Below are 24,410 nucleotides of genomic sequence, written 5' to 3' on the forward strand. Positions count from 1 at the left end.
CGGCCCCGGTCGGCGCTGGTGGTGACGGCGGCAACACCGCTCAGAAGGGCAACGGCCGCTCAGCCTCGTCACCGGCGAAGGTACCGATCTCCCGCAGCGCGTGCATCTTGTCCCGGCCGCGCTCGATCGAGGCCAGCGCCCGGGTGAGGAACTGCTCGAAGTTGGCCAGCGCGGTGTCGACGTAGTCGTCGACCTCCTCACGCAGTCGCTGTGCCTCGGCCCGCGCCTCGGCGACGATCCGGGCGCCCTCGTGCTCGGCGGACACGGTGATCTCGTTCACCGAGACCAGGCGGGCGTGTTCCGCCTCACCCTCGCTGATGATCCGGTCGGCCTCCCGCTTGCCGGCCTCCATGATCTTGTCACGTTCCTCCAGCAGGGCGGCGGCCCGACGCAGGTCGGCCGGGAGCTCGGCGCGCAGTTCGTCGAGCGCCGCGATCATCTCGCCCCGGTCGACCATGCAGTTGTTGCGCGACATCGGGACGGAGCGCGCCTGCTCCACGATGGCGATCAGTTCGTCGATGCGGTCGAGCGGGTCCACCGGTACCTCACTCCTGTCGTTCGTCGGGCCGACCTACATCATGCGGGCTGCGGCCGGTTTCCCGCCTCACCCAATGATGTCGTCCCGCGCCCCGCCCACCCCACGCCCGGCTCCGGCGCGTCGCCGACACCCCGGCATCCGTCGTCGATGCTGCCCGCCCGGCGCCACCGGAAACTCGGGACCACGAGCTGCGGATGGGGCCGGGACGGGTGGTCAGGCCGGTGGGACCAGGCGGTTCTTGAGCGCCTCGCGAACCATGTCGGGAACGTGGGGAGTGACGTCGCCGCCCCACTTGGCCACGTCCTTGACGAGACTGGAGGAGAGGAAAGAATAGAGCGGGTTCGTCGGCATGAACAACGTCTCGACCCCGGCGAGCCCGATGTTCATCTGGGCCATCTGCAACTCGTAGTCGAAGTCGCTGACCGCGCGCAGTCCCTTGATCAGCACGCTCGCCCGCTGCGCCCGGCAGAAGTCCACCAGCAGCCCCCGGAAGGACTCCACCCGGACGTTGCCGTAGGAGGCGGTCACCTCGCGGAGCATCTCGATGCGCTCCTCGACGGTGAACAGGCCGCTCTTCGACTGGTTGACCAGCACGCCCACGATCACCTCGTCGAACAACCGGCTGGCCCGGCCGACGATGTCGAGGTGACCGTTGGTGACCGGGTCGAACGAGCCGGGACACACCGCACGTCTCATGATCGGCGACCGTACCAAAGGGTGGTCTCGCCGTACCGGCGACTGCGCTGGCCAGTGACCCCTTCCACCCACTCGACCGGTCCGCTGCGGGTGGACCGCTCCACCACCACCAACGCGTCCGGCGCCAGCCAGCCTCCGTCGACCAGAGCGGCGAGCATCTCGGTGATCCCCTCGTCCGGCAGCGCGTACGGCGGGTCGGCGAAGACGGCGTCGTACCCGCCGCCGTCCGGGCCGGCGGCCAGGACGCCGGCGACCCTGCCGGTGACCACCCGGGCGGCGGGCCCCACCCGCAGGGCCGCCAGGTTCTCCCGGATCACCCGGGCGGCACGCGGGTCGGACTCGACAAGCAACGCGTGCCCGGCCCCCCGGGACAGCGCCTCCATACCCACCGCGCCCGAGCCCGCGTAGAGGTCGGCGAAACGCGCCCCGTCGAGGTCGATCTCCGCCTGCACGGCACTGAACAGCGCCTCGCGTACCCGATCGGAGGTCGGTCGGGTGCCGGCGCCCGGCGGGGCGGTGATCCGCCGGCCGCCGAGGCTACCCGCGACGATCCGGGTCACCGTTCGCTCCTGCTCATACCGCCGACGCTACGCGACGGCCAGTTGACCGGCGTGACGAGTCAGGTGCCGGCCTGGCGACCTCGCGGGTCCAAGCCGGATGCCTACGGTAATCGTTCGATCACGACAGGCCATCAATGATCTCGCATTCATAACATCATTCTTAAGGCCCACTGAAGGCTGTCCCGTTCCTCACGATCTCGCTAGGGTCTGCCGGTGCCGGCTTCGACGCCGCCGGCCCTCGGCACGGACGGCACCCTCTCCGGCGCGCGGCAACCGCCGCCGGCGCCACCCGTCCCCCGTGCCGGCATTGACGCTTTCTTCACCCCGGGAGTACGCGTGATCCGACCAAAGCTGTCGCTGCGGCGACCGCTGGCTGTCCTGGCAGCCGCCCTCATCGGCCTGGCCGGAGCAGCGGTGGTAGCCACCCCGGCCGCCGCCCACGAGACCACCATCACCGCCACCGCCGTCTGTGACCAGCTCAGTGGTGAGCGGCTGATCACGTGGAAGGTGGTCAACAGCCAGCCCCGCAAGGCCGCCACCATCAAGAAGGTGATCGCCGAGCCCTCGACCCCGGTTCAGGTGCTCGTGCCGGGGGCCGACACCGTCGATCTGGAGGACGTCGCCATCCCCGGCGGCAGCTTCGTCGAGGCGGTCCAGCGGGTGCCGGGCGACACCGCGAACGCCAAGCTGACCGTCAAGGCTCGCTGGGGCATTCTCCGGAAGCAGACCAACGAAGGCGCAATCGACCTCGACGGCGACGAGGCGTGCAAGCCGGCGCCGAAGTGCGTCGACGCCAGCGAGGCGAAGTACAGCCACACCTTCGACGGCCCGAACGGCAAGGCGACCGTCAAGCTGGAGGGCGACCTGCCGCTGTGCGGCGAGGAGGAGCAGTACTTCACCCTGGTGTCGTACTTCGCGCCGCGCCCGAAGTTCTCCACCCCGCAGTACGTCTACGGCACGCCGGACAGCAACTTCCTCGGCGGCACCCAGACCGAGATCGAGCTCAACGTCGAGGTCCCGGACTGCCACACCCAGGTCGACCTGATCTGGGGCGGCGTCGACGAGGTCATCGACCCGCTGGTCGAGGACGGCCCGCGTTACGGCGGCAAGAAGCTGGGCGACCGGGGCGCACCGGGCAACCGCTCGTCGGGCCCGGACGGCTGGTACAACGGCGGCAGCAAGAACTGCACCACCCCGGCCGCCACCTTCGCCTCGGCCTGCGACGGCACCGTCACGGTCTCGCTGAGCAACGACGGCTCGATCTCCAAGTACCCGGTCGAGTTCGAGGTCCGGGGCGAGAACGGCTGGTCCAAGACGGTCACGGTCGACCCCGGTAAGGCCGACAACGAGACCGTGGTGCCCGCCGAGAATGCCGGCAAGATCGAGGTGCTGGTCGACGGCGAGGTGATCGACAACGGTACGTACTCCTGGGAGCGCCCCGAGGACTGCCCGCTGCCGACGGTGACCACCGACGCCGACTGCGAGACCTTCGCGCTGACCGCGTCGAACCCGGAGGGTGGCGTGCCGGTCAATGTGGAGTTCAGCTACGGCGACCAGACCGAGACCCGTACCGTCGAGCCGGGCTCGGCGGAGAAGGTCGCCTTCCCGGCCGGCGAGGACGAGGCGGCGCTGGTCGTCCTGCCGGAGCTGGGCCTGGAGCTTGAGGTCGTCTACGCACCCGAGGGTTGCGGCGGCGGTGGCGGCGGCGAGGAGCCGGGCCTGCCGGTGACCGGTGCCGCTGCCGGCGGCATCGCCGCGGGCGCCATCGCCCTGCTGGCGCTGGGCGCGGTCGTGTTCGTGATGGCGCGGCGGCGGCGGATCCACTTCACCGCCTGAGCTGAGCTGAGCTGAGCGATTCCGCCCCGGTTGCCCGGTCCACGGGTAACCGGGGCGGTTCGCACATGCGCCGAGGCTCCGGTGCCACGCCGGGTCGCGTCAGCAGCTGGTCAGCCCTTTTCGAGGTACTCGGCGCGGTCGGCGTCGACCAGCGCGGCTACCGAGGCGGCCAGCGCGGGGTGCCGGCCCAGCTCCGGATCGTCCTCGACCAGCTCGATCGCCTCCGCCCGCGCGTCCCGGATCAGATCGGCGTCGCGCAGCAACGACAGCAACCGCAGGTGCGAACGGCGGCCCGACTGGCTGGCACCGAGCACGTCGCCCTCCCGGCGCTGTTCCAGATCGAGCTCGGCGAGCTTGAAACCGTCCGTGGTGGAGGCCACCGCGTCCAGCCGTTCCCGGGCGCTGGTGCCCTCGGCCGCCTCGGTCACCAGCAGACAGAGCCCGGGCGCGCGGCCCCGGCCCACCCGACCCCGCAGCTGGTGCAGCTGGGAGACGCCGAATCGGTCGGCGTCGAGGACCACCATCACCGTGGCGTTGGGCACGTCCACACCGACCTCGACCACGGTCGTGGCAACCAGGACGTCCAGCTCGCCGCCGGCGAAGGAGCGCATCACGGCGTCCTTCTCGTCGGCCGGCAGCCGGCCGTGCAGAACGCCGATCCGCAGACCGTGCAACGGCCCGTCGGCCAGCAGCGGAGCGACCTCGGTCACCGCCAGCGGGGTCGTCGGCCGGTGTCGCCGTCGGCCCCGGTCGGCCCGAGGTCCGCCGGCTCCGCGTCGGCCGCCGCGTTCCCCGCCGGCGGGTCGCCGATGCGCGGGCAGACCACGTACGCCTGGTGGCCGGCGGTGACCTCCTCGCGCAGGCGCCGCCAGGCACGATCGAGGAAGGCCGGCTTCTCGGCGGCCGGTACGACGTGCGACGCGATCGGTGATCGGCCGCGCGGCAGCTGGGACAGGGTGGAGATCTCCAGGTCGCCGTAGACGGTCATGGCCACCGTGCGGGGGATCGGGGTGGCGGTCATCACCAGCACGTGCGGCGGCTGCTCCGCCTTGGCCCGCAGCGCGTCCCGCTGCTCGACCCCGAACCGGTGCTGCTCGTCGACCACCACCAGGCCGAGGTCGGCGAAGTCGACCGCCTCGTAGAGCAGGGCGTGGGTGCCGAGGACGATGCCGGCGGCGCCGCTGGCGACCTCTGTCAGGGCCCGGCGCCGGGCCGCCGCGCCCAGCGAGCCGGTGACCAGCTCCACCCGGGTGGCGTGGTCGGCGGCGCCCAGCTCACCGGCCTGGGCGAGCGGGCCGAGCAGGTCGAGCATGCCACGGTGGTGCTGGGCGGCGAGCACCTCGGTCGGGGCGAGCAATGCGGCCTGCCCGCCCGCGTCGACGACCTGGAGCATGGCTCGCAGCGCCACCACCGTCTTGCCGGAGCCGACCTCGCCCTGCAACAGGCGGTGCATCGGGTGGCCGGTGGCCAGGTCGGCCGCGATCTCGACGCCGACGTCGCGCTGGCCGGCGGTCAACTCGTACGGCAGCCGGGCGTCGAACGCGTCGAGCAGGCCACCCCGCCGCGCCGGGCGGGGCGCGCGGGCGAGGCGGCGGCTGCCCGCTTGCGCCGTACCAGGGTCACCTGCACGGCGAACGCCTCGTCCCACTTCAGCCGGCGGCGGGCCCGATACAGTTCCTCCCGGCTGGACGGACGGTGGATCTCGCGCAGGGCGGAGCCGAGACCGACCAGGTTCCGGCTGGCCCGCACGGTGGCGGGCAACGGATCATCGGGCGGCGCGACGGTGTCCAGCACCACCCGCACGCAACGCGCGATCACCCAGGTCGGTACGGCCGCGGCGGCCGGGTAGACCGGGATCAGCGCCCCGGCGAACTCCTCGATCTGCTCGCTGGCCGCCGCCTCGGTGTCGGTCTGCTCGCCGAGCAGGACGTACTCCGGGCCGTTGAGCTGCCGCTTGCCCCGGAACTCGGTGACCTTGCCGGCGAACAGCCCCCACCGGCCGGGCCGCAGTTCGCGTTCCCGCCACGCCTGGTTGCCGAAGAAGGTGAGGGTGAGGGTGCCACCGGAGCCGTCGCCGACGGTCACCTCCAGCAGGTTGCCCCGGCGCTGGCGCATCGGGCGGACGGCGGTGCGCTGCACCTGGGCCAGCACGGTGACCTGCTCGCCGACGTCGAGCGCGCGGATGTCGGTGTGCTCGCCGCGCTCGTCGTAGCGGCGCGGGAAGTGGTAGAGCAGGTCACCGGCGGTGTGCAGGTCGAGGTGGCTGGCCAGCGCCTTGGCGGTCTTCTCGCCGACCAGCTTCTTCAGCGGGGTGTCCAGGTCGGCCTGCTCGGCGGTCATTCGACACCCACCAACAGGGGATAGTGCGGTTGCCCGCCCGGGTATGCCTGCACCTCGACGAAGGGCCAGCGCCGCGCGATGTGCGCGCGTACCGCGTCGGCCAGCCCGTCGGGTGCGTCGGCCCCGACGAGCAGGGTGACCAGTTCGCCGCCGCCGCCGAGCATCCGGTCGACAAGCGCGACGCAGGTGTCGACCAGGTCGCTGCCGATCAGGTGCACCTCCCCCTCCACCAGGGCCAGTACGTCGCCCGCGCGGCACGGGCCGGCGACGGTGAGCGCCTCCCGGCCGGCCTGGCAGACCTCGGCGTACCGGCAGGCGCCGGCGGCCTCGGCCATCGCTATCACGTCGTCGGCGAAGCGGCGCCGCGGATCCCGCACGGCGAGCGCGGCCAGCGCCTGCACCGGCGAGCGGGTCGGCACCACACTGACCGTCACCCCCAGCCGGTCCGCCTCCTCGGCGACCTGGTTCGCCACGGCCTGCGCGTCCGGATCGTTGGGCAGCACCACCACGCAGGCCGCGCCGGTGGCCCGGACGGCGTCCAGCAACTCCCCGGTCGAGGGGTTGCCGGGCACCACCACCGCGCCCTCACCGGCGAGCAGCTCGACGATCCCGGTGCCGGCGGCCACCACCACGGCCGCCCGGCCCTCGGGCGCCGGGACCACGGCCGCCCGGCCCTCGGGCGCCGAGCCGGGCCGCGGCGCCGGCTGGTCGGCGAAGCGGGTCACCAAGATCTGGTGCGGGCGTCCGGCCGTCACCCCTGCCTCGATCGCCGCGCCGACGTCGTCGACGTGCACATGCACTTGCCAGGTGCCGCCCGACGGCTCGCCGTCGCCGACGACCACGACGGAGTCGCCGAACGCGGCGAGCGTGTCACGCATCCGGCGCACCGCCTCGGGCTCGGCGTCGAGCAGGAACTGCACCTCGTAGGCGTACTCCGGGGAGCCGGTCGGCGGGGCGGCGCCGGCCGGTGGTGGCCCGCGCCGCGGTGCGGGCGCGCCACCTGCCGGGCTCTCCCCCGTGATCACCTCGACCAGGGCGTCCAGCAGCAGGCACAGCCCCCGCCCACCGGCGTCGACCACGCCGGCGCGAGCCAGTGCCGGCAGCTGTTCGGGGTGCGGGCCAAGGCCGTGGCGGCAGCGCCGGCCGCCGCCCGGGCCACCGCCGGCAGCTCGTCGCTGCCGACCCGCTCGGCCTCGCCGGCCGCGGCCGAGACCACCGTGAGCAGGGTGCCCTCCACCGGCCGGGCGACCGCCGCGTACGCCGCGTCGGTCGCCGCGCCCAGGGCGGCGGCCAGCGCCCGGCCCCGCACCTGGGGAACGGTGGCCAGTGCGTCGGCGAGCCCGCGCAGTATCTGCGACAGGATCACCCCGGAGTTGCCGCGGGCACCGAGCAGGGCACCCCGGGCCATCAGGCGCAGCGCGTGCCCGTGCGCGGTGGCGGCGCCGTCGGCGTGGGTGTCGAGATCCATGGCCAGGGCCTGCTGCGCCGAGGTGAGGGTGAGCACCAGGTTCGTGCCGGTGTCACCGTCGGGCACCGGGTAGACGTTGAGATCGTCGATCTCCCCCTGGTGCCGCTTGAGCGCGGCCAGCCCGCTGGCGCACCAGCGGCCGACGGCCGCGGCGTCGAGGGTGTCCAGCACGGTGGAAGCCTACTGGCGTACGCTGACAGGCGCCGGACCCCGGGCGTGTCCCGCGCCCCCCGGGTTGCCCCCGGGTTGGGCAGCTGGATCCGCCATCGGGTAGCCTGGCCAGGTTGCCCGGGCAGCGCCTGGCGGCGACCTCATGAACGTTTCAAATCCCAGGAGTATCCCGTGGCTAGCGTGTGTGACGTCTGTGGCAAGGGGCCGGGCTTCGGCCACAACGTGTCCCACTCGCACCGGCGGACCAACCGCCGCTGGAACCCGAACATCCAGTCGGTGCGCACCCCGGCCGGTGGCGGCACGACCAAGAAGTTGAAGGTCTGCACCTCCTGCATCAAGGCGGGCAAGGTCACCCGCGCCTGACGCGGCATCCGCCACCCCACACCGTCACTGCCGGCGGACCCAGCGGTCCGCCGGCATCGTCGTGTCCGCGCTCCCTTCGCCGGGCGGTGGCGCGACGAGGGCCCCTTGACGCGGCGGGATCAGAGAATACGGCCGAACGACAGGCAGCCGGGCTCCTCGGCGTAGTAGCCGAAGTTCGGGATCCGGTCGTAGCCGGCCGCGGTGTACATCGCGATCGCCTCGGGCTGCCGGTCGCCACACTCCAGGATGATCCGCTTGCGGCCGTGCTCACGGGCCGAGCGCTCGATGGCGGCGAGCACCGTGCGGGCCACGCCGCGCCCCCGGGCCTGCGGCGACGTGTACATCCGCTTCAGCTCGGCGGTGTCACCGTCGGCGCCGTGGCTGCGCCAGCCGCCGCAGCCGACCGGCTGCCCGTCGAGGTAGGCGACCAGGAACGTCCCCGCCGGCGGGGTGAACTCGCCGGCGTCGATCGGTGTCTCGTCGCCGCTGCCGCCGTACCGGGCACCGAGGTCGGCCAGCGTCGCCGTGATCAACTGCTGCGCCACCGGCGAGTCGAACGGCACCGGCTGGATCTCGATCTGCTGCACCCGTAAAGGGTACGACCACTGGCGCCCCTTACCCCCGGGAGGTGGGCGGGCCATCAGCGGAAGTGGTCCCAACCGGCCGGACCGTCGAACGGACGGCCGTCCACCGTCACGCCGGAGCCCTCGGTGACCCGACCGATCGCCCGCCACCCCGGTGGCAGGACCGTCGCCGGGGGAAAGGTCGCGGCGAGCGCGTGGTCGTCGCCACCGGCCAGCAGCCAGGCGTACGGATCGACACCGAGCGCCTGCGCGGCGTCGCGCATCTGCGGCGGCACCTCGAAGGCGTCCCGGGTGAGGTCGACGGCCACCCCGCTGGCCTTCGCCACGTGCCCGAGATCGGCGAGCAGCCCGTCGGAGACGTCGATCATGGCGGTGGCCCCCAGCCGGGCGGCCAGCGGCCCGGCCGGGTACGGCACCTCGGGCCGGCGGTACGCCTCGACCAGCAGCCGGGGCGTCCGGAATCCACGGGAGAGCACGGTGAACCCGGCCGCCGCGTAGCCGGTACGGCCGGCCAGGGCGACCAGGTCATCCGGGCGGGCGCCGGAACGGGTCACCGGCGGCCGGCCGGCCAGGTCACCGAGGGCGGTCACGGCGATGGTCAGGGTGGGACTGGCCGACATGTCCCCGCCGACCACACTGGCGCCGACGCCGGCCGCCTCGGCGCCCAGCCCGTCGGCCAGTTCCTCCACCCAGCCGGCGGCGACGTCGGCCGGCACGCAGAGCGCCACCAGCAGGGCGGTCGGTTCGGCCCCCATCGCCGCCACGTCGGCGAGGTTCGCCGCGGCCGCCCGGCGACCGATGTCGTGCGCCCCGGACCAGTCACGGCGGAAGTGCCGCCCCTCCACCAGCACGTCGGTCGTGGCAACCACCCGCGCGTCCGGCGCCGCGACCACCGCGGCGTCGTCGCCGGGGCCGAGCAGCACCGTGGCTCCGTACGACAGCCGGGCGGTCACCCGGTCGATCAGACCGAACTCGCCGACACCCGCGACACTCACGCCGACACTCCGGCCCGCACGCTCACGCCGGCACTCCGCTTCGCTCGCGCAATGCTTCTCCTTGACCACCGATAGGGATCAGCCCTGGTCCGTAAGGTACTTTCTCCCTTCGGGCCGCCTGGCAGGCGGCGACGGAGGGAGGTCGAGTCGTGGTACAGGCGTACATCCTCATCCAGACAGAGGTCGGCCGGGCACGTGACGTGGCCGGTCTCATCGCGGATCTCGCCGGCGTGGTCCGCGTCGACGCGGTCACCGGGCCGTACGACGTGGTCGTGCTCACCGAGGCGAACACCGTCGACGAGCTCGGCAAGCTCATCGTCAGCAAGGTGCAGATGGTGCCCGGCATCACCCGCACCCTCACGTGTTCGGTGGTGCGCCTGTAAGTGGACACGATCTCCGATTCCCCGGTCGCCGAGGCGGATCGCCCGGACACGGCGAAGGCACCCGACCGTACCAGCCGCCACGCGGCGCTGATCGCCACCGCGGTGGCGGTGCCGGTGGCGCTGCTGGTGGGCGCGCTGGCGCTGGCCAACCTCTCCCGGACGCGCCGGCCGCCGCGCCGCAGGCGTCGCCGACCACGTCGCTTCCCGGCTCCACCGAGCCGGTCGAGATGGCCGCCCCGGTGCTGGCCGAACGGCCGGCGATCGTCTGCCGGGCGCTGCTGTCGCAGTTACCCACGTCGATCGATGACCTGCCGCAGCGGCCCGTCACGGCAGGGTCCGAGCAGAACGCCGCGTACGGCGACCCGGCGCTGACGGTGGCCTGCGGCGGCGCCGAACCCGAGGTACGGCCCACCGACCACCTCTGGCTGGTCAACTCGGTCTGCTGGCACGGCGTGGAGCAGGGCGACGTGACGGTGCTCACCACGGTGGACCGGGAGACCGCGGTGACCGTCCGGGTGCCGCGCTCGCACGGCCCGGCGCTGCAGCTGGCCTCGCCGATCTCCGACACCATCGTCGCCTCGGTTCCCTCGGCCGGGCCGGTGCCCTCCGGCTGCGCTCCCTGACCGCAGCCGCACGACCGGCTGACGCGGCGGCCGGGTCGACGTGGCCGCGGCGGGCGGGTCGGGTCAGTACCGGCCGGTGCCCTGCGTCAGGGCGGTGCGGATGAGCCGGTCGACCAGCTTCGGGTACTCCAGGCCGGCCGCGGCCCACATCCGGGGGAACATCGACGTCGGGGTGAAGCCGGGCATCGTGTTGATCTCGTTGAGGTAGACGTCGAGTTCCGGGGTGACGAAGAAGTCGGCCCGGGCCAGCCCGGCGCAGTCCAGCGCGGTGAAGGCGCGCACGGCGTAGTCGCGCACCTGCCGGGTGACCCGCTCCGGCAGGTCGGCCGGGATGTCGTACTCGCAGGCGGACTCCGCGTCGATGTACTTGGCCTCGAAGTCGTAGAAGTCGTAGTCGCCGACCACCCGGACCTCGGCCAGCACCGACGCCTCCGGCATGCCGCCGGCCTCACCCTCCAGCACGCCGCACTCGATCTCCCGGCCCACGATCGCGCCCTCGACCAGCACCTTGCTGTCGATCTCCCGAGCGGTGGCCAGCGCCGCGTCCAGGTCGGCCCAGTCGTTGACCTTGGTGATGCCGAAGGACGAGCCGGCCCGGGAGGGCTTGACGAAGACCGGCAGGCCGAGCCGCTGCTTGTCCGCCTCGCTCAGCGTCGTCCCGCTGCGCAGCACCGCGTACGGGCCGACCGGAATGCCCTCGACGGCGCAGAGCTTCTTGGTGAACTCCTTGTCCATCGCGGCGGCCGAGGCGAACACCTTCGCCCCGACGTACGGGATGCCGGCCATCTCCAGCATGCCCTGGATGGTGCCGTCCTCGCCGTAGGCGCCGTGCAGCACCGGAAAGACGACGTCCACATCGGCCAGTGCCCGCGGTCCCTCGGCCGGGTCGAGCACGAGCAGGCCGTTGCCGGTCGGGTCGGCCCGCAGCACGATGTCCGTGCCGGATGCGGCGGTGATCTCCGGCAGCCGGCGGGAGTCGATCGCCAACTGGGCGGGGTCACCGCTGGTCAGCACCCACTGGCCGGCGCGGGTGATGCCCACCGGCACCACCTCGAACTCGTCCGGGTCCAGCGCGCCGAGCACGCTGCCGGCGCTGACGCAGGAGATGCCGTGCTCCGGGCTGCGTCCGCCGAAGACGATCGCCACGCGGGTCTTGCCTGGGGTGGTCACTGCGGTCACCTTTCCGGGACGCACTGCTGGCGCTCTCCCGGATGACCTTACTGTGCGTGGCGGGATCGGGCAGCCGATACCCTGCGGCAACGCACCCCTGCCGCATTCGGTCAGCGGGGCATACACGGTGCGTAACCGGACGAGCGGAGCTAGCCGGCCAGTTCCCGCTCGCCGTACGCATGCCGGCGGCCGATGGCGATCACCTTGACCCGCTGCCTACCGGCTCGCACCATCCCCAGGGCCATGAACGCCCCGGCGATCCGGTCGGCCGCCTCCCGGCTGCTCGCGCCGACCACCTGACGGCGACGCTCGGGCGCGGCCCGCTCGTTGCGACCGTCCACCTCGTACGGGCGGACGTCGGTCAGCACCACCAGGAAGCGTGTCATCCCATGTCCTTCCGATGGTTGGCCGTCAGCGCGGCACGCGGCGGTCGGGTACGGGGGAATAACCCGACCGCCGCGCGCCCCATCCCCTCCGGTCACTCACCACCACCGTCGCCACGACAACCGGCGGTGAGGACGTGCTAACAGATTGACAGCACCATGGGCATGAATGCAACTCTCACCGGCGTTCTCTCATGTACAGAGTCCCAAATACGTGCGACCATCGATACATGGCTCCGAAGACCGCACGCGCCCGCCGGCTGGGCATCGCGCTGCGCCACCACCGGGAGGCCGCCGGCCTCACCCTGGAGGCCGCGGCCGACGAGATCAACAGCACCCGCAGCACGCTGTCCCGCTACGAGAACGCGCAGACCCTGGTCAGCCCGGCCACCGTGCGCGCCCTGCTCACCCTCTACGGGGTCGGCACGGACGAGGTCGCGGCGGCGGTCGAGCTGGCCAAGGACGCCCGCAAGCCGGGCTGGTGGGTCTCCTACTCCTACCTGCTCGACCGGCGCACCATCGACTTCATCGCGCTGGAGGCCGAGGCCACCGGCATCGCGAACTTCGAGCCGTCCGTGGTGCCGGGGCTGCTACAGACCGCCGACTACATCCGCGGCGTGATGCGGGGCGGGCCGCACACCCTCAGCGACAACGACGTCGAGGATCGGGTGCACCTGCGACTGGACCGGCAGCAGCGGCTCACCGGCGAACATCCGCCGATCTTCGACGCGATCCTCGACGAGGCGGCACTGCTGCGCCCGGTCGGCGACCACTCGGCGACCCAGGGACAGCTGAGCCATCTGCTCAAGATGAGCGAGCTGCCGAACATCACCGTCCAGATGATCCCGTTGGCCGCCGGCTACCACCGGGGCACCCGAGGTTCCCTGCACATCCTCGAATTCGCCGACCCGGAGGACCCGATCATCGCCTCCGTCGAGACGGTCGCCGGGCAGATGGTCCTCGACCGCCCCGGCGACCTGCGTACCTGCACCAAGATCATGGAACACCTGCGCACCGTCGCGCTCAGCCCCGCGGCCAGCCGCGACGCAATCTTCACACTCCTGAAGGGACGGTAAGCGATGACACCGACGACCAACGCTGCGGTGACCGTGGCCGGGTGGCGCAAGAGCAGCCACAGCGGCGACGAGGGAGCCTGCGTGGAGGTGGCGGTCGTCCCCGGGACGGTCGCCGTGCGCGACTCCAAGGACCCGCACGGCCCGCTCCTGCTCTTCCCGCCGGAGGCCTGGACCACCTTCACCCAGGCACCGCCGACGGACTGACCCACGGAGGAATCGCACCCCAGTGCCGCTGACCGGGCCGGTAAGGGCACCGCCGGCCCGGTCAGCCCTTCGTCGCGTCGCCGAACAGCGGCGGCGGCGCGGGTACGGCGCGTACCGTCTCCAGGGCCGCGAGGGCGACACCCCGCGCGCCGGCCATGTCCCGCTCGGGGACCAGCGCGAACGTGGCCATGGCGGCCTGCTCCGCGCGGAGCAGGGTGTGCTCGCGCACGGTCGCCAGGAACCAGTCGCGGAACTCCGGTGCCGTCTCCACCACCCCGCCACCGACGAAGTACGCATCGGGGTCGGTGAAATTCGCGGCGATGGTGAACAGCGCCCCGAGCGCCCTCGCCTGCTGGGCGAAGATCTCCCGGGCCAGGTCGTCGCCCCGCTCGCCGTAGCCGCGGACCAGCTTCGCCGCCCGCGCCGGCGGCTCGGCGGCGAGTGGATGCCCGCGGAAGCGGGTCAGCCAGTACGGCAGCAGGTTCCGCTCGATCGCGGTCAGTGAGGCGAGGCTCTCCACGTCGCCGGCGAAGCCACAGGCGCAGGTCGGCACCGGCTGTCCCGGCGCCAGCACGGTGGCCAGCGGGATCTGCACGTGTCCCAGCTCGCCCGCCATGCCGGCCGCGCCCGAGATCACCCGGCCGTTCTCGACCAGGCCACCGCCCAGCCCGGTGCCGACGATCGCCGACACCGACGATCGCCGCATCGCGTCGGCGCCGAATTGCGCGTGGTGGGCGTAGAGCGCGGCCGCGTTGCCGTCGTTGTGGTAGACCACCGGCAGCCCGAGGCGGCGGGTGAGCGCACCCCGCACGTCGAAGCCGCGCCAGGCCGGCTGCGAGAAGTTCGTGGACCCCTTCGACGAGATGACCCCGGTCGCACTGGCCGGACCGGGCGTGTCCAGACCGACCGCGCGGACCAGTGCGCGAGGCACCCCGGTGAGGGCCAGGACGCCGTCGAGGGCGTCCGCCATCGCCGCCACCGCCGCCACCGGCCCCGCCTGCACCTGACTCGGCGTCTCCACCAGCCGGTCGACCAGAAACCGCCCGTCCAGCGTCAGCACCGTGGCGTTGTTGCTCGTGCCACCGTTGTCGATCCCGACCACCACCGGCACCGTTGCGCCATCCACCCGAGTTCCGCCTCCCGCCGTCACGACCTGACGTGAGGCTAGTTCTCGTCCGGCCCACCCGCCACGGCAGCCGGCCGACGGGCCGTGATCGCGACCGCGCCGAGGTCGCCGTCCCGGACCACCGTCGGCGCCAGTCCGGCCTCGGTCAACACCGTACGAAGCTCGTCGACCTGCGCCTCACCGACCTCCACCACCAGGTGTCCGCCCGGCGCGAGCCAGCTCGCTCCGGCGACGGCGAGCCGGCGCAGCACCGTCAGGCCGTCCGGCCCGCCGTCCACCGCAGTCAGGGCCTCGTGGTCGCGTGACTCCGGCGGCATCAGGGCGATCGCCGCCGTCGGCACGTACGGCGCGTTCGCCACCACCAGGTCCAGGCCGCCCCGCCAGGCCGCCGGCAGCGGATCGAACAGGTCACCGGCGAACACCGGGACGGCCAGGGCGGCCAGGTTCCGCCGGGCGCAGGCCGCCGCCGCGGGATCCAGGTCGACCGCGGCCAGCAACCGGGGCGCGGCGAGGCGACGCGCCAGTGCCCGGGTCACCGCGCCGGAACCGCAGCACAGCTCCACCACGGTCGCCGCCGGCCCGGTCACCGCGGCGGCAGCCGAGACCAGCAGAGCCGTACGCGTCCGGGGCACGAAGACCCCCGGCTCGACACCGATCCGCTCCCCGCAGAACTCCGCCCAGCCGAGCAGGTACTCCAGCGGCTCCCCGGTGGCCCGCCGCTCGACCAGCCCCGCCAGCGCCTCCGGGCTGCCCGCCGCCTCGACGAGCAGGCGGATCTCGTCCTCCGCCCAGACACAGCCGGCCCGCCGCAGCCGGGCGACCAGGGCGTCGCGCGCGGCCGGGGCGACGGGCACCGTCATGCGACGGTGTTCAGCGCGGCCGTGACGTCGGCGACCAGGTCGACGGTGTCCTCCACCCCGCAGGACAGCCGGACGAAGCCGGGCGGGGTGTCGTCGCCCCACTGCGCCCGCCGGTCGGCCGTGGTGTGCAGACCACCGAACGAGGTCGCCGCCGCCACCAGTCGGGCGGCGTCGAGGAAGCGGGCGACCCGTTCGGCGCTGCCGAGGTCGAAGGAGAGCACCCCCGGCATCCGCCGCAACTGCCGCGACGCCACCTCGTACGCCGGGTCGTCCGGCAGCCCCGGCCAGCGCAGCCCGGACACGTCGGAGCGAGCCGCCAGCAGCCCGGCGAGCGCCTCGGCGTTCGCCGTCTGCCGCCCCAGCCGCAGGTCGAGCGTGGCCAGCGACCGGTGGGCCAGCCAGGCGTCGAACGCCCCGGGCACCGAGCCGGTCGCGGTCCGCCAGGCGGTGACCGTCGCCAGCAGCTCCGCCGAACGGGTGGCGACGTAGCCGAGCAGCAGATCGGAGTGCCCGGTCAACGCCTTGGTGCCGGAGGCGACGACCAGGTCCGCGCCGAGGTCCAACGGGCGCTGCCCGAGCGGTGTGGCGGTGGTGTTGTCCACGGCCAGCAGGGCACCGGCGGCGTGCACCCGCTCGGCCAGCGCCGGCAGGTCGACGACGTCCAGGCCCGGGTTGGCCGGCGTCTCCACCAGCACCAGCCGCACCCCGTCGAACGACGGGTACGGCCCGACCGTCGGCGCGAAGCGCACCCGTACGCCGTTGCCGGCCAGGGTGTCGGTGGCGAACGCGCGTACCGGGAAGTAGCCGTCGGCGGGAAGGACCACGGTGTCGCCGGCCCGCAGCACCGCCAGCAGCAGGCCGGTGATCGCCGCCTGGCCGCTGGCGAAGACCCGGCAGTCGCCGCCCTCCAGCTCGCCGATTGCCGCCTCCAGCAGCCGGCGGGTGGGGTTGTCGGGGCGCCCGTACCCGTTCGGCGCCGCCGTCGGCCCCTGCCACGGGTCCAGGTGGTACGGCGCGGCGAAGACCGGCCCGGGCAGGAACGGCGCGCCCGGGGCGGGCTCGGGCAGGCCGGCATGGACACATCGGGTGCCGTCGTGGTGCCCGCTCGGGCCGGCGCTCGGCTCGCTCATGGTGCTCACTCCGGCTTCGTGGTGCGGCTCATCAGGGCCCGGACCGCGCGGCGCGGGTCGACCCCTTCGTGGCAGACCAGCTCGACCTGCTCGGTGATCGGCATCTCCACACCGTGCGCGCGGGCCAGGTCCCGGATGGCCAGCGCGCTCTTCACCCCCTCGGCGGTCTGCCGGGTGGCGACCCGCGCCTCCTCCAGGGTGGCGCCCCGACCCAGGTGCTCGCCGAAGGTGCGGTTGCGGGCCGACGGCGACGAGCAGGAGGCGACCAGGTCGCCCATCCCGGCCAGGCCGGCGAAGGTCAACGGGTCCGCGCCGAGGGCCACCCCGAGCCGGGCGGTCTCGGCCAGCCCGCGGGTGACCAGCATCGCCCGGGTGTTGTGGCCGAAGCCCATCGCGGTGGCGATGCCGTACGCCAGGGCGATGACGTTCTTCACCGCCCCGCCCAGCTCGCAGCCGATCACGTCGTCGTTGGTGTACGGGCGGAAGTACGGCGTGGTGATCGACCGCTGCACCAGCGTCGCCCGGTCGGAGTCGGTGCAGGCGACCACGGTGGCGGCCGGTTGCTCGGCGGCGATCTCCGGTGCCAGGTTCGGTCCGGAGACCACCACGACCCGGTCCGCCGCCACCTTGGCGGTCTCGACGATCACCTCGCTCATCCGCCTGGTGGTGCCGAGTTCGATCCCCTTCATCAGTGAGACCAGGGTGGCCTCGGGGTGCAGGTGCTCGACCCACGCGGCGAGGTTGCCGCGCAGCGTCTGGGACGGCATCGCCAGCACCACCATCTCGGCACCCTTGATCGCCTCGACGGCGTCACCGGTGGCGCTGACCCGTTCCGGCAGCACCACCCCGGGCAGGTACTCCGGGTTGCACCGCTCCGTACGGATCACGTCGGCGATCGGCTGCCGCCGCGCCCAGATCGTCACGTCCCGCCCGGCGTCGGCCAGGATCTTCGCGAACGCCGTCCCCCACGACCCCGCACCCAGCACCGCCACCTGCCCACGCTCGCTCACGCCGCCGCCTCCGGGTGCTGCGGGTCGGTCCGGGCACGGGTGGCGCGCTGCCACAGCGGCGGCGGTGTGCCGCCACGGATCTCGGCGAGCATGTCCCGCAGCCGCAGCATGATCACGTTGGTCATCTCCTCCAGCACCTGCCGGGTCGGGGCGGCGCCGGCCCAGCGGGTCAGGTCGATCGGCGGCCCGGCCACCACGGTCACCGGGATCCGGGGCCGCGGGTTGATCCGGGCGCGCCGCGGATCGAAGATCCGCTCCGGACCCCACATGGCCAGCGGCACCACCGGTGCACCGGTGGCGAGCGCCAGCCGGGCGGCGCCGGTCTTGCCCTTCATCGGCCACAGCTGCGGCTCGCGGCTGGTGGTGCCCTCCGGGTAGATGATCACCGCGCCACCCTCGTCGAGCGCCTTCACCAGGGCGTCCAGCGACTTCACCGCGTCGATCGAGCCCCGTTCCACCGGGATCTGCCGGCATCGGTGCAGGATCCAGCCGATCACCGGGACCTTGAACACGCTCGCCTTGCCGAGAAACTGCGGCCACCGCCCCGCGTCGTAGACGAAATGAGCCGAGACCAGCGGGTCCGCGTGCGAGATGTGGTTCGGCACGATGATCACGGGACCGTCCTGGCGCAGGTGCTCCATGCCCCGCCAGGTGCGCCGCGTCCAGACGGTCATCACCGGCTTGACCAGCACCACGGCGAACCATTGCCAGAATCCCAGCCTCCGCCGACCCACCGTGCCTCCTCGTGCCCGCCCCACCGGCCCACCGGAGAGTCCGGTGCGGTCCGCAGCCGAAATCATGCCTGCTCGCCCCGGGTACGGCCAGTGAGGGTACCGCCGCCGGGCTGGCAGGATGGCAGGCGTGAGTCAGCCATGGACCGTGGTGGTGCCGGTCAAGCACCTGGCCGCCGCGAAGTCCCGGCTGCGTGGCGGGGTGCCGGGCATCCCGCACGAGGACCTGGCGTTGGCGCTGGCCGCCGACACGCTGGACGCGGTACTGGCCTGTCCCGAGGTGGCCGAGGTGCTGGTGGTCACCGACGACGCCCGGGTGGGCGAGGCGGCCCGACGATCGGGCGCCCGGGTGTTGCCGGACGTCGCGGGCGCCGGCCTCAACGCCGCGTTCCGGCGCGGCGCGGTCGGCGTCCCCGGATGGCTCGCCGGGCTCACCGCAGACCTGCCCGCCCTGCGTCCCGCCGAGTTGGCCGCGGCGCTGCGCGCGGCACGGACCGGCACCGCGGGTGCCCGCCGGTTCGTCGCCGACGCGCCCGGGACCGGCACCGTGCTGCTGGCCGCCCCGCCGGGCGTACCGCTGGATCCGCGGTTCGGGCCCGGCTCGGCCGTGGCACACGCGTCGAGTGGGGCACACCCGCTCACCGGCGACTGGCCCAGCCTCCGGCGGGACGTGGACACCGCCGACGACCTGGCCGCGGCGGCCCGGCTGGGCCTCGGGCCGCGGACCGCGGCGCTGGCCGCCGGCTGCCTCACCGGCTGAGCCGACCGGTGTACGGTGCTGGCATGCAGGGCACGGTGGCGACCTTCGACGCGGCGAACCGGAGCGGGCTGCTGTTGCTCGACGACGGCACGGAGCTGCCCTTCCCGGCGCGCGCCTTCGATGCCTCCGGCCTGCGACTGCTCCGGCTCGGCCAACGGGTCCGGGTGGAAACCGACGCCGCCGGGGACGTCGTACGCGTGACACTTCCGACGATGTCCTGACATCCCGACCCAAGTTCATTTTGCGTTCACCGTGATCGGGTGATTATGAGCGGGTGAGCACCCCTCGCGAACGCGCCGCCAGCCCTGCCGCCACCGACGACCCCACCAGCCGCAACGGAGACCGCCCCCGGGGCCCGACGGGCGGTTCCGCCCCGGCCGACCGACGCCCGACGACGTGGTGGGCACCGACCCGGCAGCAGCCTCCGCCGGCCTGGAGGAGGTATTGGACGCCGTGTCCCAACCGGGCCTGCCGCCACCCGCCGACGAGCCGCCGCCGGGTCGTGCCCTGCCAGAGGACAGGTTCCTCAACCGGGAGCTTTCCTGGCTCGACTTCAACGCCCGGGTGCTGGCACTGGCCGAGGACCAGCGCACCCCGCTGCTGGAGCGGGCCAAGTTCCTGGCCATCTTCGCCAGCAACCTCGACGAGTTCTACATGGTGCGGGTGGCCGGGCTGAAGCGCCGGCTCTCCGCCGGCCTGCCGGTCCGCGGCGGCGACGGGTTGCCACTGCGCACCCAGTTGGCGCTGATCGCCGAGAAGTCCGCCACCCTGGTGACGCGGCACGCCGCCTGCTTCGTGGACGACGTGCTGCCGAAGCTCGCCGCCGAGGACATCCGGGTGCTGCGCTGGTCCGACCTCGGCGACCCGGAGCGGGAGCGGCTGCGGACCTATTTCCGCGAGCAGATATTCCCGGTGCTCACCCCGCTCGCGGTCGACCCGGCCCACCCCTTCCCGTACATTTCCGGCCGGTCACTCAACCTGGCGGTGTCGGTGCGCGACCCGGACGGCGGACCGGAGTTGTTCGCCCGGGTCAAGGTGCCCAACAACGTGCCCCGCTTCGTCCGGGTCGACCGGGACCAACCCGGGGTCCGCATGCTGCCGGTGGAGGACCTCATCTCGGTGCACCTCGGTCAGCTGTTCTCCGGCATGCAGGTGGTGGAGTGCCACCTGTTCCGGGTGACCCGCAATGCCGAGGTGGAGGTCGACGAGGACCGCGACGAGGATCTGCTCCAGGCGCTGGAGCGGGAGCTGGCCCGGCGCCGGTTCGGCCCGCCGGTACGGCTGGAGGTGGCCGCCTCGATCTCCGACCACATGCTGGAGCTGCTCGTCCGGGAACTGGACATGGACACCCAGGACGTGCTGCGGGTCCGCGGCCTGCTCGACCTCTCCGCGCTGTGGCAGTTGTACGGTGAGGCCGACCGGCCCGACCTGAAGGATCCGCCGTTCGTGCCGGCCACCCACCCCCGGCTCACCGAGGGCGAGGTGCCGCGCAGCGTCTTCGCCACCCTGCGCGACGGCGACGTGCTGGTGCACCACCCGTACCACTCCTTCGCCACCAGCGTGCAACGCTTCATCGAGCAGGCCGCGGCCGACCCGAACGTGCTGGCCATCAAGCAGACGCTCTACCGCACCAGCGGCGACTCGCCGATCGTGGACGCGCTGGTCGAGGCCGCCGCCGCCGGCAAGCAGGTGGTGGTGCTGGTCGAGCTGAAGGCACGCTTCGACGAGGTGGCCAACATCGGCTGGGCCCGCACCCTGGAACGGGCCGGCTGCCACGTGGTCTACGGCCTGGTCGGTCTCAAGACCCACTGCAAGACCGCCCTGGTGGTACGCCAGGAGGGCAACCAGATCCGGCGCTACTGCCACATCGGCACCGGCAACTACCACCCGAAGACGGCACGGCTCTACGAGGACTTCGGCATGCTCACCGCCGACCCGGAGATCGGAGCCGACCTGACCGACCTGTTCAACGTGCTCACCGGCTACAGCCGGCAGACCGCGTTCCGGCGGCTGCTGGTGGCGCCGCAGGGCATCCGCAGCGGCCTCATCGAACGGATCGAACGGGAGGTCGCGCACGTCCGGCTCGGCATGCCGGGGCTCGTACAGTTCAAGGTGAACTCGCTGGTCGACGAGGAGGTCACCGACGCGCTGTACCGGGCCTCCCAGGCCGGTGTGCACGTCGACCTGGTCATCCGGGGGATGTGCATGCTCCGGCCCGGAGTGCCCGGCCTGTCGGAGAACATCCGGGTCCGCTCGATCCTCGGCCGCTTCCTGGAACACTCTCGGGTCTTCCGCTTCGGCAACAACGGCGACGCCGAGTTCTGGATCGGCTCGGCCGACCTGATGCACCGGAACCTGGACCGGCGGGTGGAGGCGCTGGTCCAGGTGAGCGACCCGGTGGCCCGGGCCGAACTCGACTACGTGTTCGGCGCGGCGATGAACCCGGAGGTCGACGCGTTCGAGCTGGCGGCCGACGGCACCTGGGCGCGGTGCGCCGGCACACCGGAGGCGCCGCTGACCCACCTACAGGATCTGCTGCTGCGTCGCGTCGGCAGCGCGGCCGGTTGAGCGGGCCCGGGAATAGGCTGAGCAGATGGTCGAGGAGGAACGGAAGTTCACGGTGGAGCCCGAGTGGCTCATGCCCGATCTCTCCCCCGCCGCCCCCGTCGGCGGATCCGTCCGCGCGCTACCGCCGGTGACCCTTGTCGCCACCTATCACGACACGGTGGACCTGCGGCTGGCCAGAGCGGGTGTCTCGCTGCGCCACCGCGAGGGCGACGAGCTGCCCTGGACGGTGAAACTGCCCACCGACAGCCCCGGTGTCCGGCACGAGATCTCCCGGGCCGGTGCTCCCGGCGAGCTGCCGGCGGAACTGGCCGAGTTGGTCACCGTCTTCCACCGGGGCGCGCCGCTGGCCCCGGCAGCGGTGGTGCGTACCGACCGGCACGGTCACGAGATCCTCGACCGGGCCGGCACGGTACTGGCCGAGGTGGTCGACGACCGGGTCACCGTGCTCGACGCCGAGGGCACCGGCACGGGCGGGTTCCGCGAGGTGGAGGTGGAACGCAAGGCCGGCGACGTGGAACTGCTCGACCGACTCGGCGGGTTGCTGGGCGACGCCGGCGCCGAGGGGGGCGACTTCACCCCGAAGCACGTACGCGCGCTGGGCCGGGCGGCCACCGCGGAGCCGGACCTGGTCGCCCCGGCCGAGCTGCCGGCCGACCCCACGGCGGCGGCGGTGGTCACCGAGGCGGTACGCCGCGAGGCGGGCCGGCTGCTGGCACACGACCCGCTGGTCCGGCTACGCGCACCGGTCGGCGACGACGACACCGCCGTGCACCAGATGCGGGTGGCCTGCCGGCGACTGCGCAGCGACCTGAAGACATTCCGCCCGCTGGTCCGCCCCGCCTGGGCCCGGCCGCTGCGCACCGAGCTGAAATGGCTGGCGGACGCCCTGGGCGCGGCCCGGGACACGGAGGTGCTCCGGGAGCGGCTGCGCCGCACCGCCGCGGCCGACCCGGTCAGCCCGGTCGATCCGGCAGCTGTCGACCGGCTGGACGAGGTGCTGGCCGGCTGGCAGGAGGCGGCCCTCGCCGGCGTGGACGAGGCGCTGCGGTCAGCGCGTTACCTGGCCCTGGTCGACGCGCTGGTGCTGGCCGCCCGGGCGCCCCGACTCACCCCACGGGCGAAGGCGCCGGCCCGGCAGGTGCTGGCCCGACTGGTGGGCCGCCCCTGGCGACAGCTGGCCGGCACGGCGAAGAAGCCGGGCGGCGTCGCGGCCCTCGACCCGGCCGGACCCGACGAGCAGTGGCACACCGTACGCAAACAGGGCAAGCAGGCCCGCTCGGCGGTGACGGCGGTCGCACCCGTGCTCGGCCGGGACGCGGCGAAGCTGGCCCGCGCGCTGGCGAAGGTGCAGAACCTGCTCGGCGAGCACCAGGACGCCGCCGTGGCCGCGCAGACCTGGCGGGCGGTGGCCGAGGAACGACCCGCCGACCATCAGTTGGCGGTGACCGCCGGCCGGCTGCTGGAACGTGAGCGGGCCGCCGTACGGCGGGCGCGGGCGGACTTCCCGTACGCCTGGCGACGGGCCAGCCGGCGACGCCGGACCCGGTGGCTGGCGTGACCGAGATCCGGGCGGCCGGTGGCGTGGTGTGGCGGCCGGCTCCGGACGGAGGCGCCGAGGTGTGCCTGGTGCACCGGCCCCGGTACGGGGACTGGTCGCTGCCGAAGGGCAAACTGGAGCCGGGTGAGCACCCGCTGATCGCCGCCACCCGGGAGGTAGCCGAGGAGGCCGATGCCCAGGCGGCGCCCGAGCTGCGGCTGCCGACCGCGCGGTATCGCAGCGAGGGTCGGCTCAAGGTGGTCGACTACTGGTCGATGCGGGTGGTCGGCACCGGCGGCTTCCAGCCGGACACCGAGGTCGACGAGATCCGCTGGCTGGCCGTGGACGACGCGGTCACCCTGGTCAGCTACCCGCACGACGCGGAGGTGCTCGCCGCGTTCGCGGCGCTGCCGCCGGTCACCGCGACGCTGGTGCTGGTCCGCCACGGGCACGCCGGTAAGCGGCTGACCTGGCCCGGCCCGGATACTGGGCGCCCGCTGGACGCCCGTGGCTGGTCCGAGGCGTACGCCTTGGCGCCGCTGATCGGGCTGATCCGCCCGACCCGGCTGCTCTCCGCCGCGCCGCGCCGGTGTGTGCAGACCCTCGACCCGGCTGCCGCGTTGCTGGACCTGCCGATCGAGGTGTCCGGCGACCTGAACGAGCCGATCGCCGGCCAGCAGCCCGACGAGTGCATGCTGGCCGCCGCGGCGCTGCTGACCGCGCTGGCGACCGCGGGCGAGCCGGCGGCGGTGTGCAGCCAGGGCAAGGTGATCCCGGGCGCCCTGGAGCGCCTCGCCGGGCGGGGCGGCGACTACACCACCGGCAAGGGCGGCGGCTGGCTGCTCGCCTTCACCGGAGACCGGCTCATCGGCGCCGACCGCATCTGACCGACCCCGGCACCCGCCCGAAGTCCTGGCGACACCCGGCGCCCGCCTGGCATGACGCCGATCCCGCCCGCCGTCGCGGATCGCGACGTCGCCGGCCCGCCAGCTCGCCCGGGCCCGCCTCTCGCCCTGCCCGCCAGATCCCACTGCCGGCCTCTCGTCCAGCACCGGCATTTCGCTCAGCATGCTGGTGGCTGACCCCAAGCCCTGTCGAGCTGAGAGCGCAGACGGATCAGCGGGCTCCTGACAGTTCGAACGCTCCCTCCCAGCACGCCAGACGGCAACGCCGGCCACCACGACACCCGGCCACCACAACAGCGGTCACCACAGGCGACGCCCCCGCCCAGGCGCGGCGCAAGCGAGGCGCGACGCAAGCGGGGCGGGGCGGCGGAGGGCGCAAGCGGGGCCGGGCGA

Annotated in this window: 21 protein-coding genes and 4 pseudogenes; 11 read left to right on the forward strand and 14 right to left on the reverse strand. The window is 73.4% G+C overall.

Annotation, left to right across the window (positions count from 1 at the left end; translation table 11 throughout):
- Positions 1 to 40: 40 nt before the first annotated feature.
- The 3 genes from KIF24_RS22455 to rsmD all read right to left on the reverse strand — a co-directional run bounded on the left by KIF24_RS22455 (position 41) and on the right by rsmD (position 1,794).
- Positions 41 to 538: a hypothetical protein gene (locus tag KIF24_RS22455; RefSeq protein ID WP_221085704.1), complete on the reverse strand. Its 498-nt coding sequence runs from the start codon at positions 536 to 538 to the stop codon at positions 41 to 43.
- Between the two features lie 213 nt (positions 539 to 751).
- Positions 752 to 1,234, reverse strand: coding sequence for a pantetheine-phosphate adenylyltransferase (gene coaD / locus KIF24_RS22460; protein WP_221085705.1), 483 nt, complete (start codon positions 1,232 to 1,234; stop codon positions 752 to 754).
- On the reverse strand, positions 1,231 to 1,794 hold the full coding sequence (gene rsmD / locus KIF24_RS22465) for a 16S rRNA (guanine(966)-N(2))-methyltransferase RsmD (RefSeq protein WP_221085706.1): 564 nt from the start codon (positions 1,792 to 1,794) through the stop codon (positions 1,231 to 1,233). The genes coaD and rsmD overlap by 4 nt, the downstream gene beginning before the upstream one ends.
- Before the next feature lie 336 nt (positions 1,795 to 2,130).
- Here rsmD and KIF24_RS22470 point away from each other — a divergent pair, with 336 nt between their 5' ends.
- On the forward strand, positions 2,131 to 3,630 hold the full coding sequence (locus KIF24_RS22470) for a cell wall anchor protein (protein WP_221085707.1): 1,500 nt from the start codon (positions 2,131 to 2,133) through the stop codon (positions 3,628 to 3,630).
- 110 nt (positions 3,631 to 3,740) lie between these two features.
- On the opposite strand, the pseudogene recG reads toward KIF24_RS22470, so the two are convergent.
- Positions 3,741 to 5,970 (reverse strand): annotated as a pseudogene (gene recG / locus KIF24_RS22475) (ATP-dependent DNA helicase RecG).
- A pseudogene (locus KIF24_RS22480) lies at positions 5,967 to 7,609 on the reverse strand (DAK2 domain-containing protein). Before KIF24_RS22480 ends, recG begins: the two co-directional pseudogenes overlap by 4 nt.
- A gap of 171 nt (positions 7,610 to 7,780) precedes the next feature.
- On the opposite strand from KIF24_RS22480, the gene rpmB reads away from it, so the two are divergent.
- Positions 7,781 to 7,972 carry a 50S ribosomal protein L28 gene (rpmB, locus tag KIF24_RS22485; protein WP_007075181.1) on the forward strand — a complete coding sequence of 64 codons (192 nt, stop codon included), beginning with the start codon at positions 7,781 to 7,783 and terminating at the stop codon, positions 7,970 to 7,972.
- A 119-nt stretch (positions 7,973 to 8,091) separates the two neighbouring features.
- Here the strand turns inward: rpmB and KIF24_RS22490 are convergent, their stop codons facing one another.
- Positions 8,092 to 8,559, reverse strand: a complete 468-nt coding sequence (locus KIF24_RS22490) for a GNAT family N-acetyltransferase (RefSeq protein WP_221085708.1) — start codon at positions 8,557 to 8,559, stop codon at positions 8,092 to 8,094.
- 53 nt (positions 8,560 to 8,612) lie between these two features.
- A complete protein-coding gene (locus KIF24_RS22495; protein WP_221085709.1) occupies positions 8,613 to 9,551 on the reverse strand; it encodes a thiamine-phosphate kinase in 939 nt (312 codons plus the stop codon).
- 149 nt (positions 9,552 to 9,700) lie between these two features.
- On the opposite strand from KIF24_RS22495, the gene KIF24_RS22500 reads away from it, so the two are divergent.
- Positions 9,701 to 9,934 (forward strand): Lrp/AsnC ligand binding domain-containing protein, encoded by a 234-nt coding sequence (locus tag KIF24_RS22500; protein ID WP_013284547.1) that lies wholly within the window; start codon positions 9,701 to 9,703, stop codon positions 9,932 to 9,934.
- A pseudogene (locus KIF24_RS22505) lies at positions 9,935 to 10,557 on the forward strand (DUF3515 family protein).
- 63 nt (positions 10,558 to 10,620) lie between these two features.
- Here KIF24_RS22505 and KIF24_RS22510 read toward each other — a convergent pair.
- Positions 10,621 to 11,727, reverse strand: coding sequence for a D-alanine--D-alanine ligase family protein (locus KIF24_RS22510; protein ID WP_221085710.1), 1,107 nt, complete (start codon positions 11,725 to 11,727; stop codon positions 10,621 to 10,623).
- 149 nt (positions 11,728 to 11,876) lie between these two features.
- A complete protein-coding gene (locus tag KIF24_RS22515; protein WP_221085711.1) occupies positions 11,877 to 12,113 on the reverse strand; it encodes a hypothetical protein in 237 nt (78 codons plus the stop codon).
- 227 nt (positions 12,114 to 12,340) lie between these two features.
- Here KIF24_RS22515 and KIF24_RS22520 point away from each other — a divergent pair, with 227 nt between their 5' ends.
- Complete coding sequence (locus KIF24_RS22520) at positions 12,341 to 13,186, forward strand: helix-turn-helix domain-containing protein (protein WP_221085712.1); 846 nt, start codon at positions 12,341 to 12,343, stop codon at positions 13,184 to 13,186.
- A gap of 3 nt (positions 13,187 to 13,189) precedes the next feature.
- A complete protein-coding gene (locus tag KIF24_RS22525; RefSeq protein WP_221085713.1) occupies positions 13,190 to 13,390 on the forward strand; it encodes a DUF397 domain-containing protein in 201 nt (66 codons plus the stop codon).
- A gap of 61 nt (positions 13,391 to 13,451) precedes the next feature.
- Here KIF24_RS22525 and KIF24_RS22530 read toward each other — a convergent pair whose 3' ends face one another.
- Genes KIF24_RS22530 through KIF24_RS22550 form a run of 5 tightly spaced genes read right to left on the reverse strand, consistent with a single transcriptional unit; the run spans position 13,452 to position 18,250 of the window.
- On the reverse strand, positions 13,452 to 14,516 hold the full coding sequence (locus tag KIF24_RS22530; RefSeq protein ID WP_221085714.1) for an ROK family protein: 1,065 nt from the start codon (positions 14,514 to 14,516) through the stop codon (positions 13,452 to 13,454).
- A gap of 38 nt (positions 14,517 to 14,554) precedes the next feature.
- Positions 14,555 to 15,376 carry a putative protein N(5)-glutamine methyltransferase gene (locus KIF24_RS22535; RefSeq protein WP_221085715.1) on the reverse strand — a complete coding sequence of 274 codons (822 nt, stop codon included), beginning with the start codon at positions 15,374 to 15,376 and terminating at the stop codon, positions 14,555 to 14,557.
- Positions 15,373 to 16,506 (reverse strand): cystathionine gamma-lyase, encoded by a 1,134-nt coding sequence (locus KIF24_RS22540; RefSeq protein WP_221085716.1) that lies wholly within the window; start codon positions 16,504 to 16,506, stop codon positions 15,373 to 15,375. Before KIF24_RS22540 ends, KIF24_RS22535 begins: the two co-directional genes overlap by 4 nt.
- Positions 16,507 to 16,511: 5 nt before the next feature.
- Positions 16,512 to 17,516 (reverse strand): NAD(P)H-dependent glycerol-3-phosphate dehydrogenase, encoded by a 1,005-nt coding sequence (locus KIF24_RS22545; RefSeq protein ID WP_331461244.1) that lies wholly within the window; start codon positions 17,514 to 17,516, stop codon positions 16,512 to 16,514.
- Complete coding sequence (locus KIF24_RS22550) at positions 17,513 to 18,250, reverse strand: lysophospholipid acyltransferase family protein (RefSeq protein WP_221085717.1); 738 nt, start codon at positions 18,248 to 18,250, stop codon at positions 17,513 to 17,515. The genes KIF24_RS22545 and KIF24_RS22550 overlap by 4 nt, the downstream gene beginning before the upstream one ends.
- A gap of 127 nt (positions 18,251 to 18,377) precedes the next feature.
- Between KIF24_RS22550 and cofC the strand changes: the two genes are divergently transcribed.
- The 5 genes and pseudogenes from cofC to KIF24_RS22575 all read left to right on the forward strand — a co-directional run bounded on the left by cofC (position 18,378) and on the right by KIF24_RS22575 (position 23,999).
- The gene (gene cofC, locus KIF24_RS22555) at positions 18,378 to 19,007 is read left to right on the forward strand and encodes a 2-phospho-L-lactate guanylyltransferase (RefSeq protein WP_221085718.1); all 630 of its coding nucleotides are present in this window, start codon (positions 18,378 to 18,380) and stop codon (positions 19,005 to 19,007) included.
- 23 nt (positions 19,008 to 19,030) lie between these two features.
- Complete coding sequence (locus KIF24_RS22560) at positions 19,031 to 19,228, forward strand: cold-shock protein (RefSeq protein WP_221085719.1); 198 nt, start codon at positions 19,031 to 19,033, stop codon at positions 19,226 to 19,228.
- Between the two features lie 53 nt (positions 19,229 to 19,281).
- Positions 19,282 to 21,575: pseudogene (locus KIF24_RS22565) on the forward strand (RNA degradosome polyphosphate kinase).
- Between the two features lie 25 nt (positions 21,576 to 21,600).
- The gene (locus KIF24_RS22570; RefSeq protein WP_221085721.1) at positions 21,601 to 23,133 is read left to right on the forward strand and encodes a CYTH and CHAD domain-containing protein; all 1,533 of its coding nucleotides are present in this window, start codon (positions 21,601 to 21,603) and stop codon (positions 23,131 to 23,133) included.
- Complete coding sequence (locus KIF24_RS22575) at positions 23,121 to 23,999, forward strand: NUDIX hydrolase (RefSeq protein ID WP_221085722.1); 879 nt, start codon at positions 23,121 to 23,123, stop codon at positions 23,997 to 23,999. The genes KIF24_RS22570 and KIF24_RS22575 overlap by 13 nt, the downstream gene beginning before the upstream one ends.
- Positions 24,000 to 24,410: the final 411 nt, after the last annotated feature.

This window comes from Micromonospora tarapacensis, assembly GCF_019697375.1.
GTDB lineage: Bacteria > Actinomycetota > Actinomycetes > Mycobacteriales > Micromonosporaceae > Micromonospora > Micromonospora tarapacensis.